Here is a 17,613-nt window from a genome sequence, read left to right as displayed (position 1 = left end):
TCAAAAGAGGGTAAGAACATGACGGCCAAATGGGATTTCTGGATCGATCGCGGCGGCACCTTCACCGATATCGTCGGCCGCGCGCCGGACGGCAGCATTCACCCCCACAAGGTGCTGTCCGAGAATCCTGAAGCCTACCGCGATGCCGCCATCCAGGGGATCCGCGAGCTTATGGGCATCGAAACCGGGGCTGCGATTCCATCGGACCGGATCGCCACCGTCAAGATGGGCACCACGGTTGCCACCAACGCGCTGCTGGAACGCAAGGGCGAGCGCACCGCGCTGTTCATCACCAAGGGTTTCCGAGACGCGCTGGAGATCGGCTATCAGGCCCGGCCCGACATCTTCGCCAAGGAGATCATCAAGCCGGAACTGCTTTACGAGCAGGTCTACGAGATCGACGAGCGTGTGCGTGCCGACGGCTCCCTGGAAAGCCCGCTCGACGCCGATGGCGCAAAGAAAGCCCTGCAGGCGGCCTATGACGACGGCATCCGCTCCATCGCCATCGTCTTGATGCATGCCTACGCCTTTCCGGACCACGAGGTGAAGCTCGCGGCACTCGCCCGGGAGATCGGCTTTCCGCAGATTTCTGTTTCCCATGAAGTGTCCCCGCTGATGAAACTGGTCGGCCGTGGCGACACCACCGTTGTCGACGCCTATCTGTCGCCGATCCTGCGCCGCTACGTGAACCAGGTGCAGGAGGAACTCGGCGAAGGTCCGCGGCTGATGTTCATGCAGTCGTCCGGCGGCCTGACCGCCGCCGACCTGTTCCAGGGCAAGGACGCGATCCTCTCCGGCCCGGCCGGCGGCGTCGTCGGCGCGGTCGAGACCTCCAAGATGGCCGGCTTCGACAGGATCATCGGCTTCGACATGGGCGGCACCTCGACCGACGTCTGCCATTACGACGGCGACTACGAACGTGCTTTCGAAACGGAAGTCGCCGGTGTGCGCATGCGCGCGCCGATGATGATGATCCACACGGTTGCGGCCGGTGGCGGCTCGATCCTGCATTACAAGGACGGCCGTTTCCAGGTCGGCCCGGATTCCGCCGGCGCCAACCCCGGCCCCGCCTGTTACCGCCGCGGCGGCCCGCTGACGGTCACCGACGCCAACCTGATGACCGGCAAGCTGGCCCCGGAATTCTTCCCGAAGATCTTCGGTCCCAACCGCGACGAACCGCTGGACGAAACCGCGGTCAGAACAAAGTTCGCCGAACTGGCGGACAGGATCGGCGACGGCCGCTCAGCCGAGGACGTCGCCGACGGCTTCCTGAAGATCGCCGTGGAAAACATGGCCAACGCCATCAAGAAGATCTCCGTCCAGCGCGGCTATGACGTCACCGAATATGCCCTGACCTGCTTCGGCGGCGCCGGCGGCCAGACCGGCTGTATGGTCGCGGACACGCTCGGCATGACGACGGTGATCGTGCACCCCTTCTCCGGAATCCTGTCCGCCTACGGCATGGGCCTTGCCGACATCAGCGCCAGCCGCCAGCAGGCGGTTGTCAAGCGCCTGGAACAGAACCTCCTGCCCGAACTCGACAAGCTGCGCGACGAACTTGCAGCGATCACCGAAGCCGAGCTTCAGTCCCAGGAGATCGGCCCGGATACGCGGCACACGCGCGCCATCGTGCACCTGCGCTACGAAGGCAGCGACACGCCGCTGCCGGTCGATCTCGCAGGCCTCGACGCCATGCGCTACGCCTTCGAGGAAGCCCACAGGAAGCAGTTCGGCTTCGCCTATAAAGAAAAGCCGGTCGTGGTCGAGGCGCTGGAGGTGGAAACCTTCGGCGGCGGCGCAGGCATTTCCGAACCGGATCTGGGCCTCTCAGGAGAAATCCCCGCAGCGGCGACGGCGACGAAATTCTTCTCCGACGGCGCCTGGCACGAAGGCAGCATCTACAAGCGCGACGCGCTCAAACCGGGCATGACCGTCGACGGTCCGGCCCTGATCATCGAACCGCACGCGACCATCGTGGTCGAGCCCGGCTGGCAGGCGCAGATCAATGCCAAGGATCACGTGATCCTCAACCGCGTCGTTCCGCTCGCACGCGCCGAGGCCATCGGCACCCATGCCGATCCGGTCATGCTGGAGGTGTTCAACAACCTGTTCATGTCGATCGCCGAGCAGATGGGCGTGACCCTGCAGAACACCGCCTATTCGGTGAACATCAAGGAGCGGCTCGACTTCTCCTGCGCGGTCTTCGACCATGATGGCGCCCTGGTCGCCAACGCACCGCACATGCCGGTACATCTGGGCTCCATGGACCGCTCGGTGGAAACGGTGATCAAGCTCAACAAGGGGCAGATCAAGCCGGGTGACGTTTTCGCGCTCAACGCGCCCTATAACGGCGGCACCCACCTGCCCGACATCACCGTGGTCTCGCCGGTGTTCGACGATGACGGCAAGGAGATCCTGTTCTGGGCGGCCTCGCGCGGCCACCATGCAGATGTCGGCGGTTCGGCGCCGGGCTCCATGACCCCGCGCGCCACGACCGTGGACGAGGAAGGCGTCCTCTTCGACAATTTCAAGATCGTCGATCAGGGCCATTTCCGCGAAGCGGAGCTGGTGGAACTGCTCACCAACCACCCCTATCCGGCCCGCAATCCGCACCAGAACGTCGCCGACCTCTCCGCCCAGATCGCGGCGAACGAAAAGGGCATCCAGGAGTTGCGGAAAATGGTCACCCACTTCGGCCTCGACGTGGTCCAGGCCTACATGGGCCACGTCCAGGACAATGCGGAGGAAAGCGTCCGCCGGGTGATCTCGGCGCTTAAGGACAGCGAGTACGAATACCCGACCGACCAGGGCTCGGTGATCAAGGTGAAGATCACCGTTGACAAGGCGAACCGCGAGGCGACCGTCGACTTCACTGGCACCTCCGGCGTGAAGCCGAACAACTTCAACGCGCCGGAACCGGTGACCCGCGCCGCGGTGCTCTACTGCTTCCGCGTGATGGTGGAAGGCGACATCCCGATGAACGCCGGCTGCCTCAAGCCGATCCGCATCGTCCTGCCGGACGACTGCATGCTGCGCCCCTCCTATCCGGCCGCCGTTGTAGCCGGCAACGTGGAAACCTCGCAGCACGTCACCAACGCGCTTTTTGCCGCGCTCGGCGCCATGGCCAACAGCCAGGGCACCATGAACAATCTGACCTTCGGCAACGATACCTACCAGTACTATGAAACCATCTGTTCCGGCTCGCCGGCCGGACCCGGTTTCAACGGTACCGACGGCGTCCATGTTCACATGACCAACTCGCGCCTGACCGATCCGGAAGTGCTCGAGTTCCGCTTCCCCGTGCTTCTGGAGGATTTCCATATCCGCAAGGGGTCAGGGGGAACCGGCAAATGGCATGCAGGCGACGGCACCAGGCGCACCCTGCGTTTCCTGGAAAAGATGGACTGCGCCATCCTCGCCTCCCACCGCACCATTCACCCGAAGGGTCTGGAAGGCGGCAGCGACGGCGAACTCGGCCGCACCGAAGTCCGCCGCCTGGACGGCAAGGTCGAGGTCCTGGAGGGTTGCGACCAGACCATCCTGGAAGCGGGCGAAGCCGTTACCGTCATCACTCCGACGTCCGGGGGATGGGGCAAGGCCTAACCCTTAGCAGCCCTTTCCCAGGTGCGGAAAAGCTCTCTATAGATGCGACAGGACGCGGCTGAAGAGTAGCCTCTTCAGCCGCGTCTTTTTGCGCGCGCGCCCCCCGATCAAGGAAGGCCGGGAAAACCTTTCTGCCAAGCTGGAGCACACTGAGGCTAAAATTTTCCATTGAGATTAGTTTCGACTTCCAACCTTCACCAAACTTTGGCAGAAATCGCGAGGAAACAACTTAAACGTTCAACTCTTTGATTCCTCCGCCGAGGAAATCGCCGTCTGCTCATCACTTGCTCGACAAGGCAGCAATCGAGGATCGGGAATATTCGTTTGTACAAGCAGATCTTTTTGCGGACTGCGGTCGTTCTCGCAGCCCTGTATGCCGGGTGTTTCCCGGTCCGGTCGAGTGAAGTGGAACGCGCACAAACGCCATCCTGGGTAGAAGCAACAAAACTACCGGATCCCAATCCCCAGCGCTTCAACCAGATCAAATACGGCACTTACTGGTTGCTGTCGGACAGACAGGTGTTCTGGGACGGCGAGACGGAGACGAATTACCATCGCCGTGCAAGAAAGATCATTGAGCGGCAGGGACTGGAAGGGGCTGCCAGTGTCGATATCGACTATGACCCCAGCCAGGAGACCCTGACCCTTCACCACATCAGAATATTGCGTGACTCCAACTGGACCGACCTCTCGGATGAGGTTTCCTTCGAACTGCTGCGGCGTGAAAAGGAACTCGAAAACGGCATTGTCGATGGGGAACTCACCGCCCATGCCTATTTGAAGGATGTACGGGTTGGAGACATTCTCGACGTCGCCTACAGTCTGGCTTCTGTCGATCCTGTTTTCGAAGGAACGTTCAGTGCGGCCAAGGGGATGGAATCGACTGTCCCCCTCGGGATAAGGCGTTTTCGGGTCACCGTGCCGGAAGGCATGGACATCGGCTACAAGGCCCATGCCCTCGACATCCAACCTGAAGTCACCGTCGCAGGGGGATTTAAAACCCTGAGCTGGGCCCTCACGGATCCGGACCCGGTCCCGGACGAAGAAGACATGCCGGAAGCCTACCCGCATTGGGGCTATGTCGAAGTCTCGTCCTGGAAACGCTGGCATGACATCGTCGATTGGCTAGCGCCGCATTATCGGCCGTCATCCCATCTGCCTGTAAGTCTGCGGGAAAAGCTCGATGCTATTGCGAAGAATTTTCCCGCCCCCCAGGACAGGATGACAGAGGCCCTCCGACTTGTTCAGGACACGATCCGTTACGTCGGCATAGAAATCGGCGTGGGCGGTTTCATCCCGCGTCAGCCCGACGAGGTGATTGCCAAAGGTTACGGCGACTGCAAGGACAAGGCTTTGCTTCTCGCGGTCATGTTGCGGTATCTGGGGATCGACGCCTCGGCTGCCCTGGTCCATACGTCTACGGGCCTGGAAATTCCGGATCGCCTGCCGACACCCTATGCCTTCGATCATGCCATTGTGCGCGCTTCGGACGGAGACCGGGTCTTTTGGCTCGATCCGACTATGACACACCAGGGGGGGCGCCGTACCGAGATCCGGCAGCCGGACTACGGGTATGCACTGGATCTGGATCCTGAAGCAGAAGCCCTGCAGGAAATACCCGTTCAGAAATTGAAAGGTCCGGAAATCAAGGTCTCTGAAAGCTACTCCTTTCCCCAGCGTCCCGACCGTCCTGTCCGACTGGACGTCACCTCTATCTACACTCAGGACGAGGCGGACAGCCTCCGTCGCAGGATTGCCAGCAAGGGAACAGCCAGTCTCGGCCGCTCCTACCTTGAGTATTACAACGAAAAATACCCGGGTATGACACCTGAGCGCGACCTCCGGGTCGTCGATGACCTTGACTCCAACCGGATCAGGCTGATTGAGGCCTACACGTTGCCTCAGGACAAGTTCCGCCAGAAACCAACCCTGACCGATTTTATAGTTCGGGCAGATACCATACTGAACGTGTTGCCAGACCCCAAATCCTATGGGCGGACCGCGCCGGTGAAATTACCCTATCCCGGATCCTTCGTGCATTCGATCGTGATCAGGGAAGCTGTCAAGGGCTTCCGGGCTCCGAAGGATATCGATTTCACGAACGATGCCTTCTCTCTGCGCCGAACAACGCTTTCCTCCGGCGATACCCTGAACGTCAAATGGCAACTGGATATTCTGAAGCCCCAAATCCCGGCAGAGGCGCTCGAAGACTATCTTCAGGACATCAACAGGCTAAATAATTCCAGTGTGCTGTATTACGATTTCTCCGATCTGGTCAGCGAATTGGATGGAGGTGGCGCTACCGGGCAGTCGGAAGCCACAACGATGCCCACGGAAAAGGTAATTGCGACTGCGGCGCAAATCATCACGTTTCTTGCCTTTTTCGCAATCCTGATTTTTGCGCTTCGATACGGCTTGAAAGCCGATTGGGCCTACCGGGAAAATGCCGTATTCTTTCCCGTGAGTCCGATCAAATTCCTGCTTATGACCATGGGATCCTTCGGTTTGTACCCGATGTTCTGGATGCTGAAATTCTGGAACTGGTACAAGCGCGCGGAAATGAACGGCATCCGTCCGGCCTGGCGAATGATATTCGGCATTTTCTGGCTTTATCCCGCTTTCAGCAAGGCGAACGCCAGAGCCAGGGACGCGGGGGTCTCCCTACCGCCCGTATGGGGCATTCTCGGAGCCGTCACGTTTTTCTTTGTGTCGATATTCCTGAACAGTGTTCCAGTCTACCAAGACACGGTTGGAACTTTTGCGTTTTTCGCTGCGTTGCTTTTGGCCGGCATAAGCTGTCTGCCCGCGGTCATTGTGGTCAATCGCTTGAATTCCGCGGATCCGGAGTATCTGAAAAGGAACTCGCGATACAACGGATGGAATATTTTCGCACTGGTTTTGCTTGCGATAAATGTTCTCGTTCTCGGCTTCCAGTTTCAGATGGAATACGGGGTAAGTTGGGCTGGGTTTTAGCCCCTTTTATATTCCTCACCCCAGACAAAAAAATTTCCGATAATCGAGCCCTGCGGGAACGGCACCGACGGTGTCCATGTCCACATGACCAACTCGTGCCTTACGGTGTCGGGAGTGCTCGAGTTCCGCTTCCCCGCGCTTCTGAAGAATTTCCAGCTTCACAGACCTCCTGCACATTCGGCAGAAGCAACCGATCAAACCGCGAAATCTCGCGCATCGGTGGAAATATTTTCACCCACACTCTGATTTTTAACAAATTGGAAACAATAATAACCTGTAAATCGAATGAACGTATTCATCTCTACATGGCAATATTACCAATATCAAAATATGGCCAGAGGGAACCAAAAGGTAAAATATAACTATAATTGAGAAGCGAATTCACGGAATCCGGAAATATCGCGCCAGTAAACATATGCCCAAATCCAACCGCCTCATCGCTACTGACGGGTTAAAATGAACATCATCGCTTTTCGGTCGGTATCTTCCAAGATCCTCTCGCTTGTCGCCCTCCTAAGCATCGCGCTTGTTATTGTCGCCGTTGTCGGCATCTATCAGATGAACCGGATCGGCGGCGAACTGTATGCGATCGCCGAAGAGGATATTCCTCTCACGGAAACCGTAAGCGCGGTCACGGCGCATCAGCTTGAACAGGCCGTCATGCTGGAGCGAATGTTGCGTTTTGGCGGCATCAAGAGTCAGGACGCCGAAAAGGGGTTCCAAACCAGCGTTCAGCGCTTCGAGGAACTTGCCTTGGAAGTCGATGAGGTCATCGCCTCTGCGGAGAAACTCGCACGGCAGGGCCTCGACCACGCCGCGACGGCCGAGATGAAGGACAAGTTCCGAACTGTGCTGGCCAGCCTGGAGAAAATCCACACCGAACACGACCGTTTCAACGAGGATTCCCGCAAGGTTACCAAACTGATCGAGGACGGCAGGATCGAGGAAGCGAGCACGCTTGCCGAAACGGTTGAAGCGGAAGAAGAGAGCCTCGACCATGAAATGGTCTCACTGATGACCGACCTGCAGGCTTTCACCGCAAATGCCGCCCGGTCGGCCGAACAGCACGAGATCGCCGGAATCCGCCAGTTGATCATCGTCTCCCTGGTTTCCATTCTCGTCGGTATCGGCCTGTCTTTGCTCATCTCCATCAAATCGATCAGCCGACCGCTCAAACTGGTCACGCACGCCCTGAACCGGCTCGCAGAAGACGACACGTCGATCGAGCTGAAAACGGGCGGCGCCGATGAAATCGGCCAGTTGTCGCGGACCTTTGCCAACTTCCGGGAAAAGACGATCGAGATCAAACGCCTTCAGGCCCAGGCCAGGGAAGAGGAAGAGCGCATCGAGCGGGAAAAGCGGGAAGTCACCCTGCGCATGGCCGATGAACTGGAAAACACCGTCAAATCGGTTTCCGACCGGATCAGCGAGGCCGTCAACGAACTGGCGTTGACCGCCAACCGCATGTCCGCAACGGCGGTCCAGACCTCCGAGCGCGCCAACGGTGTCGCCAGTGCGGCCGAACAATCCTCAACCGGAATTCAGTCGGTCGCGGCCTCCACGGAAGAACTGGTCACGTCGATCCAGGAAATCAGCCGGCAGGCCTGTTCGGCCATGGAACTTGCAAGTGCGACCAACGAACGTGTCGCCGCCTCCAACAAGACGGTCGAAGGCCTGTCCCATTCCGCGCAGAGCATTGACGCGGTGGTGAAACTGATCAACGACATTGCCGATCAGACCAATCTACTGGCCCTGAATGCGACGATCGAAGCGGCTCGAGCGGGTGACGCCGGCAAGGGCTTTGCGGTCGTTGCCTCGGAAGTGAAGGCGCTCGCCAACCAGACGAGCAGCGCGACCGAGGAAATCAGCCGCCAGATCAAGGACATGCAGGCCGGCTCCAGCCAGACCGCGGAAGCCATCATGGCCATTGTCGAAGCGATCACCGACATGAACCAGCAGATCACAGGCATCGCATCGGCCGTCGAAGAACAGAACTCCGCCGCTGCGGAAATCTCGCGTTGCGTGACCGATGTCGCCCAGGGCAGCAGCGACATCACGAACAGCATCAGCGATGTCAGCCACGGCGCGACCGATTCCAGTGCCGGCGCCCGGCAGGTTCTCGACACGGTCGACATGCTTTCGGATCAGTCGGCACAGCTTCAGCGCGAGCTTGACGGCTTCCTTCTGAATATCCGCGCAGCCTGACGACTTCAGTCGCGCTGGACCGGGAACCGGCAGTCACATCGGTTCCCGCCCTATTCCACTCTGCACCAGGGTCAGCTCCGCGCTCTTTTCGCCAGGTCAACCAAAACCCCGCGCACCTGATCCGGAGTCTGCAAAGGTTCATCGAACCACAGGCGCCGGACATCGTCACCGGCGGCAAGATCGAGCCCTTCCGGATCGAGGGTGGCAAGCCGCCAGTTCGCGGGATCGGCCCCACACAAAACTTCCGCATAAAGCTTCACGGCATCACTGTGGTCTTCGTTCATGTGGGCGACGACACCAGCCTCCATATCCGCAAACTGCAGCCAATCCCCCTCCAGGGCCAGGTCTTTGCGCTTGAGTTCATACGCCTTACCGAAACCGCCGTTCAGGCTGGCGCGCTCAATATCCAGCCGGAAAAACGCGAAATCGCCGAAATCGACATAGAGTTCCGCCTTGGGATGGCGCGCAAGATAGCGCCGCCGCAGCCGGGCGTGATCGTCACTGCCCCGCTCGATACGCCGGGCTCGCGTAAACAGGGTGATGCGGGCATGGGCGAGCGGATCGCCCTTGCCCGGCTCGCCGACCAGCAGGGAAGAGCGCGGATCGGCCAGAATGGCCGCCGTATGGCCTGAAAGCGTGGAGGTCAGGATCACCGGCGTTCCGTCGATATCCGTCGCCAGCGCAACCCGGCTTGCCAGGGGATGGCCGGACATCGGCTCGATCGCTGCAAGCGCACCGAAGCGCGCGGTTCGGATCAGGTCTTTGGCCAGCCGCCGTGCGGTGTCGTCGGTTTCCCTTAAAACGTCTTTCTTCTTTTCCGGTTCCTGGTTCGGGGCCGTCATGGCATCTCCTTGAAAGCGTCCGGTTGCAAAACTTCCCTCTCTCCGCCGAGCCGGACCATAGCACTCCGTCCGAACGTGTGGAGCCATTTTCCATCGCCGGGGACCGTATTCGAAACCTGAACGCCAGATGAACGCCGGCCTCAGGATCGGTTCAGTGCCGTTCAGGCAAAGTCGTCTCATCAAATCACGGCGGCCCGACACGAACCCCTGACACGAACCTCGGAACCGCCTCAAGGAGCATAGACGATGACCACGATCACCAAACGCGTTCTCGCAATCGCATTGACCGGCGCCTTGCTTGCTCCGGCCATTTCCACCGCCGAAGCCGGCCCCCGCCATGGCTGGAACGATCATCGCGGCGGTTGGAACGATCACCGCGGAGGCTGGGATCGCCATCAGCCCCGGCGTCACCAAGGCGGACACAAGAAGAAGAAGAACAATGATGTCGGCGCGGCGGTTGCTGCGGGCATCATCGGCCTTGCCGCCGGCGCCATCCTGCTGGGCGCCACCAATCAGCGAAGCTATGCGGAACCGGCACCGAGCTACTATCCGCCGGCACCTTATCCGGGCCGCGTGTCCGGCACCGGCTACCAGCCCTGGAGCCCAGCCTGGTACGACTATTGTTCGTCCAAGTTCCGCACCTTCAATCCGTCGACCGGCACCTACACGACCTATCGGGGCGAACAGACGTTCTGTCAGTAGCGGCCAAGATTTCCGCCAAGGCAGGACCGGGTGACAGGACAGCGGAACTGGCCACCCGACCCGGATCTTGCCCGACGGCAGCAAGGGACCGTTCTCCCCAAACGGTCCCTTCGCCCGTTTACTGGCAGATCCGATAGGTGCAGGTCTTGCCGTGGCAGCCGATATCCACGTGGATATGGCTTTGATGATAACCATCGGCGCCCGGCCCCAGCACGGTGGTAAACCGCTTGCAGGCCGCGTCATGCACCGCGCGCAGGAACTGTCTTCTCGGCTCCTTATCCGGATCCTCATCGGACCAGTCGTCCGCAACCGTAACGATGTCGCCTGAGACGAACTCGAAACTCAAGATATCGATCGCATTGCCAACGGCATGTTCCGACAGCTTGCCGTCTTCCAGATTGTTTCTCCGCCGACATTGGTACCCCGGACCGGCATGAACCGCCTTCAGGCGCTCGCCCTTGGTTTCCACGGCGATCTGCGCCAGATCCTCTTCAATCCAATTCGAAAGCGCCCCGGCAAACCGGCAGTTGACCGTCGGCTCAGGCACGAAGCCCACCTTGGCCGTCCCGTTCACGCCGGACAGCCGGACAGCGGACGAAAATCCGCATCCTTTTTCCCCGACGATCGCCGGCAGGTCGACGACGTCAGCGAATTGCACGGTGCAAGGGACAGGCACTGCCTCAGGCATTTCATCTGCCGCTTCAGCTTCCGGAGGCGCAGCGCTTTCGCTGAACGAAAGGTCCGGTTTCGGTACGGGCACGGGAACGACCGGGCTTTTCGCTTCCGGCCGCTTGTGCGGCACCGGCGTCACCGACGGCACCACGAAGCCGAAGCCGGCCGACGGCAGACAAACTGTTGCGGCGGCCAGAAAGGCTGCGGCAATCCGGCGCCTTCCGCGGCACATGAAATCCATCCGTCCCCTTTCCTTGGAACCTCACCTGCGTTACCGATAAAAAGCACAGCAAAATACGACGATTTGGCGGCTCATAGCCAGATTACATCGAGAGACAGCCATGACTTTGGAACTCTATTCGGCATATGTCGTTGCAACACTGATCCTGCTTGCGATCCCCGGCCCGACCATCATGCTGGTCATCAGCTATGCCCTGGCGCAGGGACGCCGGTCGGCGACCGCCAGCGTGCTCGGCGTGGGCCTGGGCGATGCGACCGCCGCGACCGCGTCGCTTCTGGGCCTCGGCGCGCTTCTGGCGACATCCGCCAGCCTGTTTGCAGTCCTGAAATGGGTTGGTGCCGCATACCTGTTCTGGATCGGCCTGAAAATGTGGCGCGCACGTGCCCATGGGCTGGAAACGGTTGCGGTCGCGCAGGTACCGCCGATCAAGGTGTTCCGGCACGCCTACATCGTGACAGCGCTCAATCCGAAAGGCATCGTCTTCTTCATGGCCTTCCTGCCGCATTTCGTCGTGGCGGATGCGCCGGTCGCCCCGCAGCTCCTCCTCCTGGGAACGACCTTTGTCGTGCTCGGGATCGCCAACGCCGCCGTCTACGCCCTGGCGGCGGCGGCCATCGGAGAACGGATGCGCAGCCCCTCGCTGGTCCGTCTGATCAATCGTGTCGGGGGAGGTTTCCTGATGTCGGCGGCCTTCATGACCGCATCGTTGCAGCGCAGTTCAGGCTGAAGTCATCCGTCTTAGCGGTGGACCGCGAACGCGATCTCCGACTTCGGCGAACCCTTTTCCGGTTCACCCGGCTTTTTCATGTTCTTTTCCGCATTCTCGCGAATGGCGATGAGCGATCGGCTCGCGGCGTCATCGGTAAATTGCTTGTAGCGCTGGATGGCATCGTTGACTGCCACGCCGGACATACCCAGGTGTCGGGCCCGCATCGTCAGGATGTTCTTGAAGGCATCTTCTGAGACGCCGTTCGCCTTGCAGATGATGATCAGCGGCTTGTCCGATTTGCTGTAAACCAGCTTCGAAACCGCCGCGACCGGAAGATGGCTTACCTTGGCGAGCAGGATACCCAATTCGGTCGCCCGGTCGGAACGGGCAAACAAACGCACCGCATCGTCCAGCTTGGCCTTGCCGTTCTGGACATCCCGAATAAGCTGATCCGACTGCTCCTTGGCCTCGGAAATCCGACGCGCACGCGCGGCCACTTCCTCCGCGGCCCGCTCCGCCATAACCATGACCAGCGTGTTGTCCGCGCCGAGTTCCTTGACCCGTTCGGTGAGTTCTTCGGAAAGGAACGGCACCAGCATCCGCGCCGCATCGCTCGGCAGGTCCGTGCGATTGATCAGCGCTTCCTGAATGGCGGGATAGGCCATCGAACGGTCTACCAGCCGAAGGAACGTTTCTTCGCTGAAATTGGCACCGGCGTTATTGGCAACCTTGGTCAGGACCTGATTGTCTCCGCGTGACACGATGACGCGGGTCACGATTTCATCGACCCTTTCGCGTCCGGCGATGGCACTCAAGTGATCCATCGAACCGGTCGAAGCAATATCTGCGAGATCTTCCGCCTGAAGTACCGGAGATTCCTCCAGAACAGGCTGGGCGACATCGATCTGATCCTTGGCAAGCGTGACCATAAGGTCGTGGGGCGCAGAAGGGTGGGAACACACCCGCTTTGCCAGCGCCCGGCGGGCCTCGTCTTCAAGCTGTCCGAGCACGCGCATCACGATGTCCCCGAACATCAGACTGACCTGCTCGGCCTGATCGGAGTCCGCGGACACAAAAAGGTCCGTCAGAGCCGAAACCAGACTTTTTCGGCCACCCGTGCTATTATCTTTTGCAAGCTGGGAAAGCTTGGTCAGCATTGAGCCTCCCTGGCGCGGTTCACTCCCATTTTCGAAAGATTAGCCGGCGCGCGTTAACATTGCGCTACTATTATCGAAAATAATTATTAACGATAATCCAACGCGGCCGAAGAATTTAGATTCAAATCTCCGCTTAATTTATTTTCTTTCCACAACCTTAAAAAGAAAACTTCAAACACCACAATCTGTAAGAAGCATTGTCAAAAACTGCAGAGTTCAGCAGCGATTTTTGAAAGCCGCAGGTGCGGATCGCCTCCCCTGTTTCAACAGGCCTGCTGCAATGCAGCAACTTTTTTCCTTCGCAACCGACGCGCTCTCGCCTAAAGTTACAACGTTCTGGAAGGTAATCGGGAGGCCAAGATGATCCTGACACGCAACCTGAATATGATTGCCTTTTTCGTCGCATTCCTGTTTCTGACGGCAATCGTGCTCGGCATCTTCTGATTGAACCGACACTGTTCGGCGATCTGAACCCGAGAATAAGCAAGGCGGCACGAACCACCGGAGGAGAAGGAGTCGCCGGGTAGTTTTCCTTAAGGAAGTTAACCGGTTTACGGGGCAGATGCCCTCTGAGGACGACGACCTCCAGCAAAAAGAGTTGCCGACCAAACCGCATACCAAAATCGCGAAAGCCGGCCTACACGGCCGGCTTTCCGCGTTCTTCGGACTGCTTGCGTCGGAACGAGATCCCTGAACCCGGAACGCCGGTTCGTTTGGACGAACACAGGCCGCTCCGGATACAGACCCACTCTCAGCCACCGAACAAAAAGTGGCTTACTCCGCCGCCTCCATGCGCCGCGGATCGTAATTCAGGATCGGCGCGAGCCAGCGTTCGGCCAGGCCGAGATCCCAGCCTTTGCGGGCCGCATAATCTGCAACCTGATCCCGCTCGATCTTGCCGACGCCGAAATAATGACTTTCCGGATGGGCAAAATACAGCCCGGAAACCGAAGACCCCGGATTCATGGCGAAGCTTTCCGTCAATTCGATGCCGGTCGCCTTTTCCGCATCCAGCAGCGCAAACAGGGTTTCCTTTTCCGTGTGGTCCGGCTGGGCGGGATAACCCGGCGCCGGACGGATGCCCTGATATTTCTCTGAAATGAGATCCTCCGCGGAGAGGTTCTCATCGGGCGCGTAGCCCCACAGTTCGGTCCGCACGATCTGATGCAGCTTTTCCGCAAAGGCTTCCGCCAACCGGTCCGCAAGGGCCTGGCTCAGGATCTTGTTGTAGTCATCGCCGGCCTGGGCATAGTGCCGGGCCAATTCTTCCTCACCGTGCCCCGCCGTCACTGCAAAGCCGCCGATATAATCGGCGATGCCGCTTTCTTCAGGTGCGACGAAATCGGAAAGCGCAAGGTTCGCACGGCCACCGGATGTGCGCACGATCTGCTGACGCAGGCTGTGCAGGATCGCCCGGTCGGCACTGCGGCTTTCATCCCCGTAGACCACGATATCGTCGCCCCGCCCGGCCGCCGGCCAGAGCCCCGCGATCCCGCGCGCGGTCAGAAGCTTCTTCTCCACAATCTCGTCGAGCATCCGCCGGGCATCGTCATAGAGCGCCTTGGCCGCCGGGCCGTAGCGATTGTCGGTCAGGACCTGCGGATACTGTCCCTTGATCTCCCAGGTCGAAAAGAACGGCGTCCAGTCGATGACGGGAACCAGATCCTCAAGCGGGAAGTCGTCAAAGACCTTCGTGCCGAGCATCTTCGGCCGGACCGGTGCGGAAGCGGAGAAATCGACAGCGAGGCGGTTGGCTCGCGCCTCTTCAAGGCTGACCCGCTGCGCGTGATTACGGTTTGCATGCTTTTCCGCGATATCCACGTATTCCTCGCGGACTTCCGCGTAGAGCTTCTTGCGCTGCTCCTGGTTCATCAGCCGGCTGGCAACGCCGACCGCCCGTCCGGCATCGGTGACGTAGATCGCCTGGCCGCGCTCGTAGTTCGGATGGATCTTCACCGCCGTATGGATCCGGCTGGTGGTTGCCCCGCCGATCATCAGCGGCACGTCGAACCCTTCACGCTCCAGTTCGGCGGCCACATGGCACATCTCGTCGAGCGACGGCGTGATAAGGCCGCTGAGGCCGATGATATCGACGTTCTCCTGCCGAGCCGTTTCCATGATCTTCGCGACCGGCACCATGACGCCCAGGTCGATCACCTCGAAATTGTTGCACTGGAGAACCACGCCGACGATGTTCTTGCCGATGTCGTGAACGTCGCCCTTCACCGTCGCCATCAGGATCTTGCCGTTGGTCGAATTGCCGACCTGGCCGAGTTCTTCCTTTTCCTTCTCCATGAAGGGCATCAGATAGGCGACAGCCTTTTTCATCACCCGGGCGGACTTCACCACCTGGGGCAGGAACATCTGACCCGAGCCGAACAGGTCGCCGACGACGTTCATGCCGTCCATCAGCGGTCCCTCGATCACGTGCAGTGGCCGGTCGAACGCCTGGCGCGCTTCTTCCGTATCTTCTTCCACATAGTCGGCGATGCCGTTGACGAGCGCATGTTCCATGCGCTTGGCGACATCCCATGTCCGCCACGTCAGGTCGGCTTCCTTCTTCTGGCCGCCCTCGCCTTTCCACCGCTCGGCCGCTTCCAGCAGTCGGTCGGTCGCCTCCGGGCTCCGGTTGAGCACCACATCCTCGCAGAGCTCGCGCAGTTCCGGTTCCAGTTTGTCGTAGACGGCAAGCTGGCCGGCATTGACGATGGCCATGTCCATGCCCTTGTGGATGGCATGGTAGAGGAACACCGAATGCATCGCCTGGCGCACTCCTTCGTTCCCGCGGAACGAGAACGACAGGTTGGAGACCCCCCCCGACACATGGGCATGCGGAAGGTTCTCGCGGATCCAGCCGGTCGCCTCGATGAAGTCAACGCCGTAATTGTTGTGCTCCTCGATGCCGGTGGCCACGGCAAAGATGTTCGGATCGAAAATGATGTCTTCCGGCGGGAAGCCGACCGTTTCGGTCAGGAGCTTGTAGGAACGTCCGCAGATCTCGATCTTGCGCTCGAACGTATCCGCCTGCCCCTTGTCGTCGAAGGCCATGATGACGACGGCCGCGCCGTAGCGGCGGACTTTGCGGGCCTGTTCGATGAAGGCCTCTTCGCCTTCCTTCATGGAAATGGAATTGACGACGCCCTTGCCCTGGATGCATTTCAGCCCGGCTTCGATCACGCTCCACTTGGAGCTGTCGACCATCACCGGAACCCGGGCGATGTCCGGCTCGGCGGCCACCAGATTGAGGAAGGTGACCATGGCCTCTTCGGAATCGAGCAGGCCCTCGTCCATATTGACGTCGATGATCTGCGCGCCGTTTTCCACCTGGTCGCGGGCGACCTCGAGGGCGGTGGCGTAGTCGCCTTCCTCGATCAGTTTCCGGAATCGGGCGGAGCCGGTCACGTTGGTGCGCTCGCCCACGTTGACGAAATTGGTTTCCGGCGTCAGCACGAAGGGCTCCAGGCCCGACAGGCGCATGTGGCGCGGAATATCCGGAATGACGCGCGGCGCCTTGCCGGCAACGACTTCGGCGATCGCCTTGATATGCGCCGGCGTCGTGCCGCAGCAGCCGCCGACGACGTTGACCAGTCCGGAAGCGGCGAATTCCTCAAGAAGCCCGGCCATGTGTTCCGGGCTCTCGTCATATTCGCCGAATTCGTTGGGCAGACCGGCGTTCGGATAAGCGCAGACAAGCGTGTCGGCCACCCGGGCAAGTTCCGCCAGATGGGCGCGCATTTCCTTGGCGCCCAGCGCGCAGTTCAGGCCGACTGTGATCGGAGATGCATGACGGATGGAATTCCAGAAGGCTTCCGGTGTCTGTCCGGACAGCGTCCGGCCTGAGAGATCGGTGATCGTGCCCGACACCATAACGGGAAGGGTCTTGCCCAACTCCTCGAACACTTCCTCGATGGCGAAAAGCGCCGCCTTGGCGTTGAGCGTATCGAAGATGGTCTCAAGCAGCAGAATGTCGGCGCCGCCCTTGATCAGCCCGCGGGCAGCCTCTGCATAGGCTTCGCGCAAACCATCGAAGGTCACCGCCCGGAAGCCCGGATTGTTCACATCCGGAGAGATCGATGCGGTCCGGTTGGTCGGGCCGAGTGCGCCGGCCACGAACCGCGGACGGGACGAATCCTCCGCCTCCATTTCGTTACAGGCCTGCCGCGCAAGCTGGGCACCCGCCAGATTGAGTTCATAGGCGACTTCCTCCAACCCGTAATCCGCCTGGGCGATCGTGGTGGAAGAAAACGTGTTGGTGGCGACGATATCCGCACCGGCCTTCAGGTAATCCAGATGGATCTGCCGGATCGCATGCGGATGGGTCAGGTTCAGAAGGTCGTTGTTGCCCTTCAGATCCGATTCCCAATCCTTGAAACGTTCGCCACGGAAAGCCGCCTCGTCGAGTTTCAGGTTCTGGATTTCGGTGCCCATGGCACCGTCCAGAACCAGAATGCGGTTTGCCGCCGCGCTTGTCACGCGGTCAAAGGTATCGGTTTTTGTCACTCTATTGCC

At 60.0% G+C, this 17,613-nt stretch carries 9 protein-coding genes; 5 read left to right on the top strand and 4 right to left on the bottom strand.

What is annotated here, in order from left to right:
- Nucleotides 1-18: 18 nt before the first annotated feature.
- The 3 genes from ACN0SO_RS09840 to ACN0SO_RS09830 all read left to right on the top strand — a co-directional run bounded on the left by ACN0SO_RS09840 (nucleotide 19) and on the right by ACN0SO_RS09830 (nucleotide 8,781).
- Nucleotides 19-3,603 (top strand): hydantoinase B/oxoprolinase family protein, encoded by a 3,585-nt coding sequence (locus tag ACN0SO_RS09840; RefSeq protein ID WP_417677065.1) that lies wholly within the window; start codon nucleotides 19-21, stop codon nucleotides 3,601-3,603.
- Nucleotides 3,604-3,927: 324 nt separating this feature from the next.
- Complete coding sequence (locus ACN0SO_RS09835) at nucleotides 3,928-6,576, top strand: DUF3857 domain-containing transglutaminase family protein (RefSeq protein ID WP_417677063.1); 2,649 nt, start codon at nucleotides 3,928-3,930, stop codon at nucleotides 6,574-6,576.
- 456 nt (nucleotides 6,577-7,032) lie between these two features.
- Nucleotides 7,033-8,781, top strand: coding sequence for a methyl-accepting chemotaxis protein (locus ACN0SO_RS09830; protein ID WP_417677061.1), 1,749 nt, complete (start codon nucleotides 7,033-7,035; stop codon nucleotides 8,779-8,781).
- A 71-nt stretch (nucleotides 8,782-8,852) separates the two neighbouring features.
- Here ACN0SO_RS09830 and ACN0SO_RS09825 read toward each other — a convergent pair whose 3' ends face one another.
- Complete coding sequence (locus ACN0SO_RS09825) at nucleotides 8,853-9,623, bottom strand: HugZ family protein (RefSeq protein WP_417677059.1); 771 nt, start codon at nucleotides 9,621-9,623, stop codon at nucleotides 8,853-8,855.
- A 246-nt stretch (nucleotides 9,624-9,869) separates the two neighbouring features.
- On the opposite strand from ACN0SO_RS09825, the gene ACN0SO_RS09820 reads away from it, so the two are divergent.
- Entirely contained in the window at nucleotides 9,870-10,325 is a 456-nt protein-coding gene (locus ACN0SO_RS09820; RefSeq protein ID WP_417677057.1) for a BA14K family protein, read from the top strand.
- A gap of 118 nt (nucleotides 10,326-10,443) precedes the next feature.
- Here the strand turns inward: ACN0SO_RS09820 and ACN0SO_RS09815 are convergent, their stop codons facing one another.
- Nucleotides 10,444-11,229 carry an extensin family protein gene (locus tag ACN0SO_RS09815; protein ID WP_417677055.1) on the bottom strand — a complete coding sequence of 262 codons (786 nt, stop codon included), beginning with the start codon at nucleotides 11,227-11,229 and terminating at the stop codon, nucleotides 10,444-10,446.
- A 109-nt stretch (nucleotides 11,230-11,338) separates the two neighbouring features.
- Here ACN0SO_RS09815 and ACN0SO_RS09810 point away from each other — a divergent pair, with 109 nt between their 5' ends.
- Complete coding sequence (locus tag ACN0SO_RS09810; protein ID WP_417677053.1) at nucleotides 11,339-11,965, top strand: LysE family translocator; 627 nt, start codon at nucleotides 11,339-11,341, stop codon at nucleotides 11,963-11,965.
- Nucleotides 11,966-11,976: 11 nt separating this feature from the next.
- Here ACN0SO_RS09810 and ACN0SO_RS09805 read toward each other — a convergent pair whose 3' ends face one another.
- Entirely contained in the window at nucleotides 11,977-13,104 is a 1,128-nt protein-coding gene (locus tag ACN0SO_RS09805) for a DUF2336 domain-containing protein (protein WP_417677051.1), read from the bottom strand.
- A 774-nt stretch (nucleotides 13,105-13,878) separates the two neighbouring features.
- Nucleotides 13,879-17,604 carry a methionine synthase gene (gene metH, locus ACN0SO_RS09800; protein ID WP_417677049.1) on the bottom strand — a complete coding sequence of 1,242 codons (3,726 nt, stop codon included), beginning with the start codon at nucleotides 17,602-17,604 and terminating at the stop codon, nucleotides 13,879-13,881.
- Nucleotides 17,605-17,613: the final 9 nt, after the last annotated feature.

Origin of the sequence: Roseibium sp. (assembly GCF_048260565.1) — a bacterium.
Lineage (GTDB): Bacteria > Pseudomonadota > Alphaproteobacteria > Rhizobiales > Stappiaceae > Roseibium.
This window is presented reverse-complemented; position numbering and strand designations above follow the sequence as displayed.

What these genes read in the sequence shown, in the direction of transcription:
- ACN0SO_RS09840 (WP_417677065.1), top strand. Translation starts at nt 19, where the DNA reads ATGACGGCCAAATGGGATTTCTGGATCGATCGCGGCGGCACCTTCACC.
- ACN0SO_RS09815 (WP_417677055.1), bottom strand. Translation starts at nt 11,229, where the DNA reads ATGTGCCGCGGAAGGCGCCGGATTGCCGCAGCCTTTCTGGCCGCCGCA.
- ACN0SO_RS09825 (WP_417677059.1), bottom strand. Translation starts at nt 9,623, where the DNA reads ATGACGGCCCCGAACCAGGAACCGGAAAAGAAGAAAGACGTTTTAAGG.
- ACN0SO_RS09830 (WP_417677061.1), top strand. Translation starts at nt 7,033, where the DNA reads ATGAACATCATCGCTTTTCGGTCGGTATCTTCCAAGATCCTCTCGCTT.
- ACN0SO_RS09805 (WP_417677051.1), bottom strand. Translation starts at nt 13,104, where the DNA reads ATGCTGACCAAGCTTTCCCAGCTTGCAAAAGATAATAGCACGGGTGGC.
- ACN0SO_RS09820 (WP_417677057.1), top strand. Translation starts at nt 9,870, where the DNA reads ATGACCACGATCACCAAACGCGTTCTCGCAATCGCATTGACCGGCGCC.
- ACN0SO_RS09810 (WP_417677053.1), top strand. Translation starts at nt 11,339, where the DNA reads ATGACTTTGGAACTCTATTCGGCATATGTCGTTGCAACACTGATCCTG.